The 14,304-nt window shown below is 66.2% G+C and carries 15 protein-coding genes; 11 read left to right on the top strand and 4 right to left on the bottom strand.

Annotation, left to right across the window (positions count from 1 at the left end; translation table 11 throughout):
• Position 1 precedes the first annotated feature (1 nt).
• Genes CDO44_RS22830 through CDO44_RS22815 form a run of 4 tightly spaced genes read left to right on the top strand, consistent with a single transcriptional unit; the run spans position 2 to position 4,206 of the window.
• On the top strand, positions 2 to 1,741 hold the full coding sequence (locus CDO44_RS22830) for a hydantoinase B/oxoprolinase family protein (protein WP_087783074.1): 1,740 nt from the start codon (positions 2 to 4) through the stop codon (positions 1,739 to 1,741).
• The gene (locus tag CDO44_RS22825) at positions 1,731 to 2,126 is read left to right on the top strand and encodes a hypothetical protein (protein WP_233146319.1); all 396 of its coding nucleotides are present in this window, start codon (positions 1,731 to 1,733) and stop codon (positions 2,124 to 2,126) included. The genes CDO44_RS22830 and CDO44_RS22825 overlap by 11 nt, the downstream gene beginning before the upstream one ends.
• The gene (locus tag CDO44_RS22820) at positions 2,123 to 3,202 is read left to right on the top strand and encodes a GTP-binding protein (protein WP_087782552.1); all 1,080 of its coding nucleotides are present in this window, start codon (positions 2,123 to 2,125) and stop codon (positions 3,200 to 3,202) included. The genes CDO44_RS22825 and CDO44_RS22820 overlap by 4 nt, the downstream gene beginning before the upstream one ends.
• A gap of 38 nt (positions 3,203 to 3,240) precedes the next feature.
• A complete protein-coding gene (locus CDO44_RS22815) occupies positions 3,241 to 4,206 on the top strand; it encodes a tripartite tricarboxylate transporter substrate binding protein (protein WP_233146318.1) in 966 nt (321 codons plus the stop codon).
• Positions 4,207 to 4,219: 13 nt separating this feature from the next.
• Here CDO44_RS22815 and CDO44_RS22810 read toward each other — a convergent pair whose 3' ends face one another.
• From CDO44_RS22810 to CDO44_RS22795, 4 genes are read right to left on the bottom strand one after another with little or no spacing between them, the layout of a single operon-like run.
• Entirely contained in the window at positions 4,220 to 4,675 is a 456-nt protein-coding gene (locus tag CDO44_RS22810; protein ID WP_087782551.1) for a 2,4'-dihydroxyacetophenone dioxygenase family protein, read from the bottom strand.
• A 51-nt stretch (positions 4,676 to 4,726) separates the two neighbouring features.
• Positions 4,727 to 5,914, bottom strand: coding sequence for an NAD(P)/FAD-dependent oxidoreductase (locus CDO44_RS22805; RefSeq protein WP_087782550.1), 1,188 nt, complete (start codon positions 5,912 to 5,914; stop codon positions 4,727 to 4,729).
• Positions 5,907 to 6,257 (bottom strand): non-heme iron oxygenase ferredoxin subunit, encoded by a 351-nt coding sequence (locus CDO44_RS22800; protein ID WP_087782549.1) that lies wholly within the window; start codon positions 6,255 to 6,257, stop codon positions 5,907 to 5,909. Before CDO44_RS22800 ends, CDO44_RS22805 begins: the two co-directional genes overlap by 8 nt.
• Positions 6,258 to 6,260: 3 nt before the next feature.
• Positions 6,261 to 7,484: a Rieske 2Fe-2S domain-containing protein gene (locus CDO44_RS22795; RefSeq protein ID WP_087782548.1), complete on the bottom strand. Its 1,224-nt coding sequence runs from the start codon at positions 7,482 to 7,484 to the stop codon at positions 6,261 to 6,263.
• Between the two features lie 203 nt (positions 7,485 to 7,687).
• On the opposite strand from CDO44_RS22795, the gene CDO44_RS22790 reads away from it, so the two are divergent.
• The 7 genes from CDO44_RS22790 to CDO44_RS22760 all read left to right on the top strand — a co-directional run bounded on the left by CDO44_RS22790 (position 7,688) and on the right by CDO44_RS22760 (position 14,121).
• Positions 7,688 to 8,530 carry a MarR family winged helix-turn-helix transcriptional regulator gene (locus CDO44_RS22790; RefSeq protein WP_087782547.1) on the top strand — a complete coding sequence of 281 codons (843 nt, stop codon included), beginning with the start codon at positions 7,688 to 7,690 and terminating at the stop codon, positions 8,528 to 8,530.
• Between the two features lie 110 nt (positions 8,531 to 8,640).
• Positions 8,641 to 9,849 (top strand): ABC transporter substrate-binding protein, encoded by a 1,209-nt coding sequence (locus CDO44_RS22785; RefSeq protein ID WP_233146317.1) that lies wholly within the window; start codon positions 8,641 to 8,643, stop codon positions 9,847 to 9,849.
• A gap of 2 nt (positions 9,850 to 9,851) precedes the next feature.
• Positions 9,852 to 10,652 (top strand): ABC transporter ATP-binding protein, encoded by an 801-nt coding sequence (locus CDO44_RS22780; protein WP_087782546.1) that lies wholly within the window; start codon positions 9,852 to 9,854, stop codon positions 10,650 to 10,652.
• Positions 10,649 to 11,380 (top strand): ABC transporter ATP-binding protein, encoded by a 732-nt coding sequence (locus CDO44_RS22775; RefSeq protein ID WP_087782545.1) that lies wholly within the window; start codon positions 10,649 to 10,651, stop codon positions 11,378 to 11,380. Before CDO44_RS22780 ends, CDO44_RS22775 begins: the two co-directional genes overlap by 4 nt.
• Entirely contained in the window at positions 11,377 to 12,249 is an 873-nt protein-coding gene (locus CDO44_RS22770; RefSeq protein WP_087782544.1) for a branched-chain amino acid ABC transporter permease, read from the top strand. The genes CDO44_RS22775 and CDO44_RS22770 overlap by 4 nt, the downstream gene beginning before the upstream one ends.
• A 29-nt stretch (positions 12,250 to 12,278) precedes the next feature.
• The gene (locus CDO44_RS22765) at positions 12,279 to 13,241 is read left to right on the top strand and encodes a branched-chain amino acid ABC transporter permease (protein WP_233146316.1); all 963 of its coding nucleotides are present in this window, start codon (positions 12,279 to 12,281) and stop codon (positions 13,239 to 13,241) included.
• Positions 13,242 to 13,269: 28 nt separating this feature from the next.
• Complete coding sequence (locus tag CDO44_RS22760; RefSeq protein WP_087782542.1) at positions 13,270 to 14,121, top strand: SDR family NAD(P)-dependent oxidoreductase; 852 nt, start codon at positions 13,270 to 13,272, stop codon at positions 14,119 to 14,121.
• The last annotated feature ends 183 nt before the right edge of the window (positions 14,122 to 14,304 follow it).

Genomic DNA, 14,304 nt, shown 5'->3' with positions numbered 1-14,304 from the left:
CATGAACCAAGACACGGTCGATCCGGTGACCGTGGAGATCATCCGCAACGGCCTCCTGGCCGTCACCGAAGAAATGAAGACCAACCTGATGAGGACCGCGTACAACCTCATCATCTACGAGGCGCTGGATTTCACCGTCGGCCTGTTCACGCCCGAGGGCGATACGGTATCGATCGGCCTGGGCCTGCCCATGTTCATCCGCGGGATGTCCGAGACCGTCAAGGCCAAGATCCGCCATTTCGGCCTGGAGAACATCCAGCCGGGCGACATCCTCGTCACCAACGACGCCTACGTCACCGGCAGCCACCTGAATCACTTCACCTTCACGATGCCGGTGTTCCACGAGGGCCGCATCGTCGCCTTCACCTGCTGCATGGCGCACTGGCTGGACGTGGGCGGCACGCTGGGCCAGGTCACGACCGACATATTCTCCGAAGGGATACAGATCCCGATCGTCAAGTACCGCCGCGCGGGCGTCGTCAACCAGGACCTGGTCGACATCATCGCGATGAACGTGCGCCTGCCCGAGCGCGCGCTGGGCGACCTGCGCGCCCAGATCACCGCCATCACCACCGGCGAGCGGCGGTTCCTGGAGCTGGTCCAGCGCTACGGCGTCGACGCGGTGCATGCGTCGATCGCGCGGATCATGGACCAGTCCGAGGCGGTCGCGCGCCAGAACACGCTCAGCATTCCGGACGGCACCTACGAGGCCGAGTCCTACATGGACGACGACGGCGTGGACGTGGGCCGGCGCATCCCGATCCGCGTCAAGGTGATCAAGCGGGGCGACGAGATGACCATCGACCTTTCGGACGTGAGCCGGCAGGTGCGCGGGTTCTACAACTCGGGCTTCACCACGGGCATCGCCTGCGCCCAGGTGGCCTTCAAGTGCCTGACCACGCCCACCGACTATCCCGTCAACGACGGGAGCTTCCGCCCATTGAAGGTCGTGATGCCCATGGGCACCGTGATCAGCGCCGAGCGCCCCTTTCCCATGCGGGTCTGGATGACCTTCCCGATGACCGTCATCGACACCATATTCAAGGCGCTTGCGCCCGCCATTCCGGACCGGGTCATCGCCGGCCATCACGCCGACCTGGTGTTCCCCAACATCCACGGCATATCGCCCGAGGACGGCCGCCTGTTCATCGTCGGCATCGGCCCGCTGGGCGGCGGCTGGGGCGCGAAGTCGCGCGAGGACGGCGTGTCGGTCACGGTGTGCATCAACGATGGCGACACGCACAACAGCCCCACCGAGCAACTGGAGGCGAAGTACCCGGTCCTGGTCGAACGCTACGCCATCCGCACCGACAGCGGCGGCGCGGGTACGTATCGCGGCGGACTGGGCGCCGAGATGGTGGTGCAGGCCCTCTCGCCCTTCGCCGTCACCACGCGCATCGATCGCATGCATTGCAAGCCATGGGGGCTGGAAGGCGGCCACGAGGCCGCCGGCAACGGCATCGCCATCCGCAAGCAGGGCGAATGGGACGACAGCATGCCCAACGCCAAGATCTTCAACGTGCGCCTGGAACGGGGCGATGCCTACAAGATGCTGTCGGGCGGCGGCGGCGGTTTCGGCGATCCGCTCGGGCGCGATCCCGAGGCCGTGGCCGATGACGTGCGCGAGGGCTATGTAAGCGTCGAGGCGGCGCGCGACAAGTATGGCGTGGCGCTGACCGCCGCCGGCACGGTGGACGCCGCGGCCACCGCGGCCCTGCGCGAGCGTGCCCGTGCCGGCTGAAGCGGCTGTCCGGCAGGCGGCCGACCTGGGACGCCTGTGGAACGAGCTGGCGCTGCAGCACGTCGCCATGGGCGGCGGCGCCTGCTCCTGCGGGATCGGCGGCGTTGTGGTCCGGCTGCAGGATTTCGAGCGCGACATCGTCGACTACCTGCGCGCCGAGGCCGCCCGGCTGCAGGAGAACGAGGCGCTGGCGCTGCTGGACCGGCACGCCGCGTCCGAGGCTGGCGGCGGGCTGGCGGGCGTGCTGGCGGTCCTGTCCGATCCGGCATCGGCGGTGCCGGACGCCGCCGCCGGATGGCTGCTGGCGCGGCTCTCGCGCACCCTGGCTTCCTTTGCGCGCCTGCACGGCGGCGCGCGGGCGACACAGACCGGAGCGATGCCATGACCACTTTGGACCAGGACGACGGCCGCGTGCCGGTGACGGTCCTGACAGGCTTCCTGGGCAGCGGCAAGACCACGCTGCTCAATCGACTGCTGGCGCTGCCCGCCTTGCGGGACACTGCCGTCATCGTCAACGAGTTCGGCGAGGTCGGGCTCGACCACCATTTGCTCGAGCAGAGCAGCGAAGACATGGTGCTGCTGGCCAACGGCTGCATCTGCTGCACCATCCGCGGCGACCTGGTGGAGGCATTCGGCCGCTTGGACGAGCGCCTTTCGCTCCACGGGCCGGCGCTGCGCCGCGTGGTGATCGAGACCACCGGACTCGCCGATCCCGCGCCCATCCTCCATACGCTGATGAGCGAGCCGGCGGTGACCGCGCGCTATCGCCTCGCGCAGGTGGTGACGACGGTCGATGCCTGCAACGGCGGCGGCACGCTCGATCGCCACGCCGAAGCGGTCAAGCAGGTGGCGGTCGCGGACCGGCTGGTGCTGACCAAGACCGACCTGGTGCCGTCCCGGGCAACGGAAACATTGCTTGCGCGCCTGCGGGGCCTGAATCCCGGCGCGGCCCTTGACCGCGCAAGCCAGGCGCTGGCCGATCCGGTCGCATGGGTGGACGGCACGCGAGGCGGCCCGGCCCGCGACCTGCGGCAATGGCTGCGTGCCGAGGCCTATGAATCGGGCGGGCAGGCGCACCACGCCCATGGGCATGATGATCACGGCGGGAGCGCCGCGTCGGCCCACGAGCACGACGGCCACGACCGCACGCGCCACGGCGAGCACATCCGCGCCTACGTCGTCACCCGCGACACGCCGGTCTCATGGGCCGGCGTGCAGCGCTGGCTGGCGATGCTGGCCAGCCTGTGCGGCCCCGACCTGCTGCGCGTCAAGGGCATTCTCGACGTGGCCGAGCATCCCGGCACGCCGGTCGTCATCCACGGCGTGCAGCACGTCTTCCACCCGCATGCCTTCCTGCCCGCATGGCCCGACGCCGACCGCCGCAGCCGCATCGTGTTCATCACGCGCGACATCGAACGCGACCTGGTCGAGGACACCCTGCGGATCTTCGAGCACCGGTAGTTCCGCTTCCCCCGCAATGACATGATAAGGAGACAGACTTGAAAGCCCTTCTTCGCTACCTTGCCGGCATGCTGGCGTGCGCCGCCGCCATGGCCGCCGGCGCGCAATCCTATCCGCATCGTCCGGTGCGCGTCATCGTTCCCTATCCGCCCGGCGGCACGGTGGACGCCGTCGCGCGTGTATTCGCGGACAGCCTCGGGCAGCAGCTCGGCCAGACCTTCGTGGTCGAGAACCGTGCCGGCGCCAGCGGCTCCATAGGCAGCGAAGCCGTCGCCCGCGCGCCGGCCGACGGCTACACGCTGCTGGTGAACGCGTCCACCTTCGCCGCCAGCCCCCTGCTCCTGAAGAGCCTGCCCTACGACATCAACAAGGACTTCACGCCGATCACCAACCTGGGCGAAGTGCCGCTGCTGGTGACCGCGAACCCCGCCGTGCCCGCCAGGAACCTGCGCGAGTTCATCGACCTCGCGCGCCAGCAGCCCGGCAAGCACTTCTTCGGCGCATCCGCCGCGGGCTCGGCCAGCCACCTGGCGGAGGCCGCCATCAGCTACGAGGCCAAGGCCGACGTTCCCATCGTGCTGTACAAGGGGACCGGGCCGGCGCTGACCGATCTGATGGGAGGCCACATCAGCGCCGTCATCGATGCCGTGCCGTCATCGTTGCCGCCGGTCAAGGCCGGCCGCACCAAGGCGCTGGCCGTCACCAGCGCGCAGCGCCTGCCCGCGCTGCCGGACGTGCCCACGGTGGCCGAGTCGGGACTGCCGGGATTCGAGATGGTGTCGTGGTACGGGCTCTGGGGTCCTGCGAAACTGCCGGCCGACGTGGTCGGCACGTTGCACGAGGCCGTGCGCAAGGCGATCGACTCGCCGCGGGTCAAACAGGTGCTGAGCGAACAATCGTTCGTGGGCAAGGCAACGGCGCCCGAGGCCTTCGCCGCCTACGTGCGCGCCGAGCACGCCAAGTACGCGAAACTGATCAAGGCGGCGAACATTACGATCGAATGAACGCGGAAGAAACTCAGGCGCGAACCACGTTGATCTCCTCCGCGGCCTGCACATTCTCTTCGAAGCTGCGGATCTTCGTCGCCTGGGTCTCGCGCCGCACGATGTCGCCATCGGCCGACAGGAATTCCACAGGGCCATCGACGATGAAGAAAATGACCAGTTCTTCATCGCCCTCGGCGACGAGCGTATCGACCGTGCCCGCCGGTTCGAAGGTGAAGGTTCCCGGCGTCGTGACCACGCCGTCCTCCACGAACCTGCCGCGTCCTTGCAGGTTGAAGCCCTGGACCGCGCCCACGTGGCGGTGGCGCGGAACCGAGGCGCCCGGGGCGAGCTTGACGAGGCTGACCCAGGCTTCGCCGTTGGCCGCGAAGCGCACGGGCTTATACCAGGCGCCCGGTGCCAGGGCGATCCAATCGACAGCGGCCGTGTCGAAGCCAAGAATGCGGGTGGGAAGGGTGGAAGACGTCATTTCATGCTCCTCTCGTTTGTGGTGGAGATCGTGGGTCGCCTGCGGCGACGGTCAGCTTGCGCGCGGCTCGATGCCGCTTCGCAGGTTTCGGAACTCGCGCGCATGCCCGAGCGCGGCGATGCCGACGAGGCGGCCGTCGCTGAAGAAGCCCTCGAGGAAGCCTTCCTCGTCGTCGCGGAGGAGCTTGGACTCCGTGGACGTAAGCGGGCTGCCCGCCAATCGCAGCGTCTTGCCGTACTGGTCGGACCAGAACCAGGGCACCTCGGGCGCGGATAGAGGCGAAAGATCGGCGCGGCCCAGGTCGTGCAGCATGCTTTCGGCGGCGGTGCGGGCCTGGGTGTTCGCGGCCGACCATGATTCGTAGCGGACGGGTCTGGCCTGCCAGCGGCAGGGGACTTCGGCGACGTCTCCCGCGGCGTAGACATGTGGGTCCGAAGTCCTGCCCAGGGCATCGATGACGATGCCCTGCCGGATATGAAGCCCGGCCTCCCGGGCAACGCCGAGGTTCGGCAGGACGCCTATGCCCACGACGACCGCCCCGACCTCGAGCGTCGTGCCGTCGGCCAACCGTGCATGGCTGACTCTCGCGGCCCCCTCGAACGCTGCCACCTGGGCCGCCATCCTGAGCCGCACGCCGTTCTTTTCGTGCATCGCATGAAGGCGCGCCGCCACCGATGCGGGTACCGTACGCTGGCACAGGCGCTCGCCTTGTTCCAGCAGCACGACATCCACGCCGCGCCGGCGCGCCGCCGCGGCCACCTCCAGCCCGATCCAGCTCCCTCCGACAATGAGCAAGGGCCGCCGTGTCGAGACGCAATGGGCGAGGCTATCGGCTATTCGCGCGGCGTCGGCGGAAGTGCGCAGCGTGTGGATGCCTGGAAGATGCGCGCCGGGAACGTTCAAGCGCCGTGCGTCGGCGCCGGTGGCGACGAGCAGCCGGTCGTAGCGAATGTCCTCTTTATCGGTGCGCACCACCCGGCCGGCAAGTTCGATGCCGAGCGCGCGTGTCGACACGAGCACGCGCTCGTTGGGCAGGGTATCCGCGAACAGCGGCCTGGGCGTCTCGACCTCGCCGAGCAGGTACTCCTTGGAAAGGCCGGGGCGGTCGTAGGGTGGAGCCCCTTCGTCCGAGACGAGCACGATCTTGCCGAGGTAGTTCAGTTGCCGCAGCCGAAGCATGGCGGCCGCCCCCGCGTGGCCGCCGCCGAGGATGGCTATCGTCGTGCGTGCCTCATCCACCGCTGCCTCCCTCGGCCCGCGGCAGCAGCACGCTGACCGTGTCCCCTTCGATCTTGACCGGATAGGTCTTCAGGTCGCTGGCCGCGACGGCAAGGCACTTGCCGTCGCGGATGTCGTAGATGGCGCCGTGCAGCGGACATTCGATCGTATGCCCCTCGATGTAGCCGTCCGAGAGATGCGCATAGGCGTGGGTGCAGACGTCGTGTGTCGCATATACCGCGCCTTCGATCTTGTAGAGCGCCACGGGAATCCCCTTGAGCTTCAGGCCCCTGGGCGTTCCCTCGCGCACCGCGTCGAGCGGGCAGGCGGTCTCCCACGTACTGGAATCGTCGACCGTGCTCATGGTTCACCGCGGCAGGACGCGCCAATCATCGTCGATCGACGCCATGCGGCCGCCGGTGGCCGTGATCTGCGAATAGTCGCGCGCCTCGGGCCGGGCGCTCCGCGGGATGTCGCCCGCCTCGAATGCGCGCACTGCCTGCAGGAGCTGGCGGCGGAACCGTACGATGGCCTGGTCGGCCGAGCACAGGTATTCTTCCGAGCGATCCACGATCGGCCCCATGCTGACCTGGGTGACGAAGTCCTCGACCACGATGTCGGTATAGCCGGTGTGATTGCCGTGCTTCATCAGGCGGCGGTTCTGGCCCCAGATCTGGTCGGCCGAATCGACGATGCCGCCGGCCATGGGCCAGGTGTCCGCGCGTTGCGTGCGCTTGATCGAGTCGAGAGGCCTTTCGGTGTTGTAGAAGATGTACCACTGGATGAGATGGGTATCGTCCACGGGCACCGCGATGATCACGGTCCGGTCCTGGCTCTTGCCGGTGTTGATGGGCGGGATCAGCCCGTAGTAGGGCATGATGAACTCCGTCACCCGCGCCACGCATTCGCCGGATGCGCCTTCGCGCAGGGCGGCGGCCCGGAAGCCGTAGGACGTATCCTCGAACTGGTAGCGCACCGCGGTGTTGATGCGCGTGGCCGCCATGTCGGATGCCGAGTTCGACAGGTGGCTCTGGTGCAGGATGGCGATGTGCGACGAGTCGATCGTCGCCTCGACACCCTGGACCCAGTTCGAATTGAGTTCCAGCCCGCATGCGTATGCCTGTTCCGGCGGCAGGTTCATCCATTCGAAATTGGGCGCCGGCGGCGCGTCCCCGGTTCCAAGCCAGACCCAGACCAGGCCCGCGCCTTCGACCGCGGGGTAGCGCTTGACGGGCACGGTTTTCCTGAAGCATTCGGGGTTCGAGACCTCGTTGGGAACCTCGAGCACTTCGCCTGTAATGGAGATCTTCCATCCGTGAAAGATGCAGCGCAGGGCATTGTCTTCGTTCCTGGCCAGGGCGAGCGACACACCGCGGTGCGGACAGCCTTCGTTGAGAAAGCCAACGCGGCCGTCGGTCGAGCGGTAGGCGACGAAGCGGTCGCCGAACAGCTTCACGCGCACGGGCGCGCCGTCCGCTTCCAGGCGCGACGAGAGCACCGCGGGAACCCAATAGAGCTGCCGAAGCATGCGGCCCATGGCGGCGCCGTTCTCGACGCGGGTCAGCAACTCGTTTTCTTCTCGAGTAGTCATACGTCTCCTCACGAATGAGTTGTAGTCGGTAGTTCGGAAATAATCTTCCAGAGAAGATAAAAAGTCAAGGAAGCACATGAATCAATGAAGTAGTGCATGAAATTTTTATTGGGTAAGTTAGGTAAAAATCGTGCTCGACAAACGCGTTGCGCGGCCATCGATGGAATTTGGAAAAGTTTGGTCTGTTTGGTAAGATTCGCCGCATGGAAACCTCGGAACAAATCCCTCCCCGGCTCGACTCGGCTTCCGCGAGGGCGGCGCTGCGAGCCAGCGCCAAGCCCTATTGGGAACTCGTGGAGCCCGGCGTCTACCTTGGCTACTACAAGGGGGCGCGAAGTTCGACGTGGTATGGGCGCAAGTTCGTCGGCAACGGCAAGTACAAGCAGACCCGGCTGGGACGCAGCCACGAATCGGGCAAGCCCTCGCCTCATTCCCTCACCTACGAGCAGGCGCTCAAGGCGCTGGCCGCCTGGCACCGGGGCGTCCTGCCCGCCTCGCAGCGGCCCGGCGCCGAGGGAGCGCTGCATTCGGCCAGCGAGCGGCGCATGGGAGAACTGCGGCCAAGCCGGCTGGATCGCATTTCCGAAAGCTGGGCGGTGGAGCGCCCCGACATCGATTTCTGGCTCGCGGGCTTCTTCCTCCGCATCGAGTATGCGCACGTCCTGCATGAGCAGCGCGTCGGCGCCATAGCAAAGGAGGCAGGAGTCAATGTCGGCGAGCTCCACGTATTGCTTGCCTTGCGGCGCAACGGGTCGGCCAGGGCCATGCGCCCGACCGACCTTTTCCGGCAATTGCTGATTACGTCCGGCGCCATTACGAAGCGGCTGGACAGGCTGAAGGGTGCCGGGCTTATCGAGCGGGTAGCGGCCGAGGACGACCGGCGCTCGGAACTCGTCCGCCTGACCGCGGCCGGGCGGCGCATCGCCGATGCGGCCATCACGCGCATAGGCGCCACGCTCGCCAAGATCGTCGCGGCAAGCGGCGTCTCCCGCGAGGAACTGGAGTCGGTCGATGCGTGCTTTCGCAAATTGATCGCGAAAATGTAGCCGTGTGGCGCCGGCGCTCGCCTTGTCTTGACTATATATCTTTCAAGGAAGATAATTATTTCGAAGAAAAAAGTTGGGCAACTTCGAGTGCCCGGGTATAGGAGACAAGCATGGGCAGCATCCTCGCGCCGGCGCCGAAGCGTCGCCGGCTGCTTCAACTCGCAATGGCGCCCCTGGTCTGTGCCGGGCCCGCATGGGGCCAGCAAGCCGTCCGGCAGTTCAAAGGCGAGATCAGGCTGGGGCAGACCATGCCCTATAGCGGACCGCTGTCCGCGCTCAGTCCCGTAGGCAAGGTGCAGTCCCGCTACTTCACGATGCTCAACGAGGCCGGCGGCGTCAATGGCCGCAGCGTCCGTCTCATTTCGCTGGACGATAATTACAATCCCGCCAAGGCTGTCGAGCAGACTCGCAACCTCGTCGAGCGGGAGCGGGTGCTGGCCATGTTTTCCAGCATGGGCACCGCCCAGAACGCGGCGGTTCAGAAGTACCTGAATAGCCGCAAGATCCCGCAGCTCTTCGTCTATGCGGGCAGCGATCGCTTCGCCGATCCGCAGAACTACCCCTATACCCTGCCTGGCCTGCCGACTTTCTCGCTGGAAGCCTCGGCCTATGCCGAGTACGTCCACCGGGTAAAGCCCGCGGCCAAGGTGGCCGTGCTCTACCAGAACGACGATTTCGGCAAGGAGTATCTTGCCGCCTTCAAAGAGCGTCTCCGGCAACTCGGCAGCAAGGTCGCGGTGGCTGCCGTCGCAGCCTATGAAGTCACCGCGCCGACGATCGAATCGCAGGTCATCAGCCTAGCGGCTTCGAAGGCGGACGTCTTCATGAACGTCACGACGCCGAAGTTCACCATCCAGGCCATACGGAAGGTAAGCGACCTGGGCTGGCAGCCGCTGCACATCCTGCCCATCGCGAGCAACTTCATACCGACGGTCCTGCGCGTGGCGGGGCTGGAGAAGTGCATCGGCCTCGTCTCCTCCACCCCGAGCAAGACGGCGGGCGATCCCGAGTGGGAGGACGACGCCGAATACAGGAAGTGGCTGGCCTTCATGAAGAAGTATTACCCCGAGGGCGACACGACGGAGCAGCTCAACTTCGCGGGCTACAGCATGGCGGTGCTGATGACCGAAGTGCTGCGCCGTTGCGGCGACGATCTGACATCGGCCCGCATCATGAAAGAGGCCACGTCACTGCAGGAGGTGGCGCTGCCTCACCTGATACCCGGCATCACGGTCAGCACGTCCGCCACCAACTACCAGACGATTCGCCAGTTGCGGCTGCAGCGCTTCGACGGCAAGCTCTGGGTACCGCTCGCCTGACTATGACTGCTCAGACTCCAACGCAGGCTGGCGCAAGCCAGCCTCTGCTGGCCGTACGCGACCTGAGCCTGCGCTTCGGCGGCGTGACGGCGCTCGATTCGGTCTCCTTCGACGTCGCCCCGGATTCCATCTGCGGGATCATCGGGCCCAACGGCGCCGGCAAGACCAGTCTCTTCAACTGTCTCAGCAGGATCTACGAGCCCAGCGAAGGCACCATCCGCTTCGCCGGCGCCGACATCACTCGCATGCCCGCGCATCGGGTAGGTTCGGCTGGCATCGCGCGCACGTTCCAGAACGTCGCCCTTTTCGACCGCCTGAGCGTCCGCAAGAACGTCGAGGCGGGCTGCTTCGGCGATTTCGGCGGCCGCTACCTCTCCTCGATCTTCATGACTCGCGCGGCGCGCGAGGACCGCCGCCGGGTAAGCCGGCGTGTCGACGAGCTGATGGCCCAGACCCGTCTCGCGGACCTTGCCGACGAGATCGTGGCCGACCTTCCCTTCGGAACGAGAAAGCGCGTCGAGCTGGCCCGGGCGCTGGCCATGTCGCCTCGGCTCCTCCTGCTCGACGAACCCGCTTGCGGGCTGAACCACGAGGAAGTCGTCGAGCTCGCGAGCTGGATCCGCGAGGTCCGCGACGCGATGCGCGTGTCGGTCCTGCTGATCGAGCATCACATGAACCTGGTGATGCGCGTCTCGGACCAGGTGGTGGTGCTGGAGTTCGGCAAGAAGATCGCGGATGGTACGCCCGAGCTCGTCGCCAGCGACGAGGCCGTCATCTGCGCTTACCTCGGGAGCGGCTCATGAGCGCGCTGCTCAGGGTGTCCGGCTTGCGGGCGGCCTATCGCTCGCATGCGGTGCTGCACGACGTCTCGCTCGAGATCCCGATGGGGGGCGTGACGACGCTGCTGGGGGCAAATGGCGCAGGCAAGACCACATTGCTGCGCGCGATCAGCGGGGCGATGGTGACCTTCAAGGGCAGCATCGAACTGGAGGGCCGCCGTATCGACGGCATGTCGACCGATGCCATCGCACGGCTCGGGGTCGCCCATGTGCCCGACGGCCGAGGCACTTTTCCGGCGCTGACCGTCGAGGAAAACCTGATGGTGGGCGCCATCTCGCGCCGCGACCGCACCGGAGTCCGCGAGGACATGGGCCGCATGTACGAGCTCTTTCCGAAACTGTCCGGATACAGGCGGTCGATGGCCGGCCTGCTCAGCGGAGGCGAGCAGCAAATGCTCGCCATCGCCCGCGCCCTGATGCTCAGGCCGCGGCTGCTCATGCTGGACGAGCCGTCGTTCGGGCTGGCGCCGCTGGTGGTGAAGCAGATTTTCGACATGCTGCGCGAAATCAAGCAGGAGGCCCGGCTCGGCATACTGCTTGTCGAGCAGAACGCCCGCCTCGCGCTCGAGATCGCCGATTCGGCCTGCGTTCTCGAGGTGGGACGCGTAGCGATCGCGGGCGACGCCAATTCATTGCGGGGCGACCCCCGGGTTCGCGCCGCCTACCTTGGACTTCAGCAGGAGTCGACATGAATGAGCTGACTCAGCAAGTGGCCGCGGGTCTGGTCAACGGCTGTCTTTATGCGATGCTGGCGCTGGCGCTCGTAATGATCTATCGCGCGACCAATCACGTGAACTTCGCCCAGGGCGAGATGGCGCTGCTTTCCACCTATGTTGCGGCTGCGCTGATCCACGCCGGACTGCCGTACTGGGTTGCCGCCTTCGCGGCGATCGCCTTCGGGTTCCTCTCGGGAGCGCTCGTGGAACGCGTACTGCTCAGGCCTCTGCACAATGCACCCATCCTGGCCGTAGTGACGGTCTTCATCGCGCTCATGATCACCATCTCGGCCGTCATCGGTCTTGTCTTCGGCCATCACAGCGAGACCTTCCCGAGCCCGTTCGCGGTGCTCGAGGGGCTCGGACAGGGATCCCTCTCGCCGCACGCCATCGGCACCATCGCCGTGACGGTGCTCGTGCTCGCGGGCATGACGGTGTTTTTCAAGACCACGAACCTGGGACTCGCCATGCGGGCTGTGGCCATGCAGCCGTTGTCTAGCGAGCTCTCCGGCATCAACGTGCGCCGCATCCTGATGATGGGTTGGGGGCTCGCGGGCGTCATCGGCGCCATCGCGGGCCTGCTTGCGGCGCCCATCGTCTTTCTGGAACCCCACATGATGAGCGGGATCATGATCTACGGCTTTGCCGCGGCGGTGCTCGGCGGGGTGGACAGTCCCGTCGGGGCCATCGTCGGGGGCCTGGCGATCGGCGTGGGCGAGAACCTGCTCGGCGCCTTCGTGACAGGCAACGAACTGAAGCTGACCATCGCACTGGTCGCCATGTTCTCCATCCTGGTTCTCCGGCCTCAAGGGCTCTTCGGCAGCCGCATCATCCGACGCGTATGAGCACGATCGACACACTTGCGAGACCGTCCGTGCATATCCGACGCCCTCTGGCGGACAGGGTCGACCGGCTGCTCGTTCCCCTGCTCGTGATTGCCGTTGTGATCACGGCCATGGGGCTGCACGGCTACTGGGCATTCAAGGTCTCGACGCTGCTCGTCTTCGCGATCGCGGTGCGCAGCATGCAGCTCCTGGTCGGGGCCAGCGGACAGGTTTCCCTCGGGCACGGCGCGTTCTTCGCCGTCGGCGCCTATACGGCAGGCGTCCTGAGCACCCATGGCTGGGCGCCGGGAGTGGCGACCGTGCCGGTCGCGGCGCTCGTTACCGGACTCGCCGGCTTCCTGTTCGGACTGCCCGCGGTGAGGCTTGCGGGGCCCTACCTGGCGCTGGCAACCTTTGCGCTGGCGCTCGCCTTGCCGCAGTTGCTCAAGCATTCCGCGTTCGAGGGATGGACCGGCGGCGTGAGCGGCCTGAGCCTGGATCCGGCGGAATCCCCGCTGATCTTCATGTCGGCGGATCAGTGGCTTCTTCTCCTGGCGGCCTTATGGTGCGGGCTCATCTTCGTGGCGGCCGACAGGCTGCTGAAAGGCCCATGCGGCCTGGCCTGGATGTCCTTGAGGGACCAGCCTACCGCAGCCACGGCGATGGGCGTCGACGTGCCGAAGTGGAAGGCTGTCGCGTTCGCCGTCAGTTCGGCCATGGTCGGCGCGGCGGGAGCCTTGAGTGCGGCCGTCAGCGGTTTCGTTTCGCCCGACAGCTTCAATGTCTTTCTCTCGCTCTTCCTGCTGGTAGGCGTAGCCATTTCCGGCCCCCGCTACGCGTCCGGAAGCTTCGTGGCGGCTGCGTTCCTCGTATTCGTGCCCGACCTGGCGGAAAGAGTCTCGCAAGAGTGGACCGGCGTCATCTACGGCACCGTGATGCTTGCGTCGGTGTACATCGCCCCGGGCGTTCGCCGGCTACGCATGCGAAGGACGATGGCCCGGCGCAAGATTTGAGCTCATCCAATACAAGAGGAACTGCAAATTGAACGACTCGATCACTCCACGTCCTTTGGACGGCTCCATTGCGCTGGTTACGGGGGGCAGCCGAGGCGTGGGCAAGGGTGTCGCCCTCGCGCTTGGCGAAGCCGGGGCCACCGTCTACGTAACCGGGCGTACCCTCGCGCGCGGCGGTTCCCAATGGCCGGGTTCGCTGGAGGAGACGATCGACGAGATCGAGCGCCGGGGCGGGCGAGCCATAGGTGTCGTGTGCGACCACGCGGACGATGGCAGCGTCAAGCAAGCCATCGATCGCGTGCTCGACGAGCAGGACGGCCGCATCGACGTGCTCGTGAACAATGTCTTCGCCGCTCCTGCCCAGATGCCGGTCAACAAGCCGTTCTGGGAACTCGACGACGATATCTGGGAAATGCTGATGCGCGTGGGCCTGCGCTCCCACTATGTGACGAGCCGCCTGGTGGCACCTCACATGGTCGCCAGGAAACGAGGCCTCATCGTGAATACTTCGTCGGGCGGCGCGGTGCGCTACACCTTCAACGTTCCCTTCGGCGTGCAGAAGGCGGGCGTGAACAAGCTGGCGCTCGACATGGCGCATGACTTGCGGCCCTTCAATGTGGCTTCGGTGGTGATCTGGCCTGGCTTCATCAAGAGCGAGAAGTTCCTCGCCCAGCCGGACCGCGTGCCCGAGGCTCTTGCCAAGCGCATCCTGGAACACGGCGAATCGGCGGAGTTCGCCGGCAGGGCCGTCGCGGCGCTGGCGGCGGACGTGAACGTGATGCAGAAAAGCGGCCAGCTTCTTCTGGTCGCAGAACTTGCGAAGGAATACGGGTTCACCGATGTGGACGGCCGTGTTCCGACCGCGCCGGCGCGCCAGTAGCTTTCTTTGGCAATGCACTGACTGCCGATCCCGGTAAAGCGGCGGGCCACGCCCAAGGGCGGCGGCCGCGCCCTTGGTCCGTAGTTTGATGCAAAAGAATCATAAAATATAGATGTAAAAATACTTGCACATGCAGATTTATTTGTGCCTTAATACGCCATCGAAACCGTGTCGCGATCAATG

Origin of the sequence: Pigmentiphaga sp. NML080357, from assembly GCF_002188465.1 — a bacterium.
Lineage (GTDB): Bacteria > Pseudomonadota > Gammaproteobacteria > Burkholderiales > Burkholderiaceae_B > Pigmentiphaga.
The sequence above is the reverse complement of the archived record's forward strand: the minus strand, read 5'-3'. Positions and strand labels throughout refer to the sequence as shown.

Excerpts from the sequence above, each read along its gene's own strand:
- CDO44_RS22830 (WP_087783074.1), top strand. The coding sequence starts at position 2 with ATGAACCAAGACACGGTCGATCCGGTGACCGTGGAGATCATCCGCAAC.
- CDO44_RS22820 (WP_087782552.1), top strand. The coding sequence starts at position 2,123 with ATGACCACTTTGGACCAGGACGACGGCCGCGTGCCGGTGACGGTCCTG.
- CDO44_RS22810 (WP_087782551.1), bottom strand. The coding sequence starts at position 4,675 with ATGACGTCTTCCACCCTTCCCACCCGCATTCTTGGCTTCGACACGGCC.
- CDO44_RS22800 (WP_087782549.1), bottom strand. The coding sequence starts at position 6,257 with ATGAGCACGGTCGACGATTCCAGTACGTGGGAGACCGCCTGCCCGCTC.
- CDO44_RS22795 (WP_087782548.1), bottom strand. The coding sequence starts at position 7,484 with ATGACTACTCGAGAAGAAAACGAGTTGCTGACCCGCGTCGAGAACGGC.
- CDO44_RS22790 (WP_087782547.1), top strand. The coding sequence starts at position 7,688 with ATGGAAACCTCGGAACAAATCCCTCCCCGGCTCGACTCGGCTTCCGCG.
- CDO44_RS22785 (WP_233146317.1), top strand. The coding sequence starts at position 8,641 with ATGGGCAGCATCCTCGCGCCGGCGCCGAAGCGTCGCCGGCTGCTTCAA.
- CDO44_RS22780 (WP_087782546.1), top strand. The coding sequence starts at position 9,852 with ATGACTGCTCAGACTCCAACGCAGGCTGGCGCAAGCCAGCCTCTGCTG.
- CDO44_RS22775 (WP_087782545.1), top strand. The coding sequence starts at position 10,649 with ATGAGCGCGCTGCTCAGGGTGTCCGGCTTGCGGGCGGCCTATCGCTCG.
- CDO44_RS22770 (WP_087782544.1), top strand. The coding sequence starts at position 11,377 with ATGAATGAGCTGACTCAGCAAGTGGCCGCGGGTCTGGTCAACGGCTGT.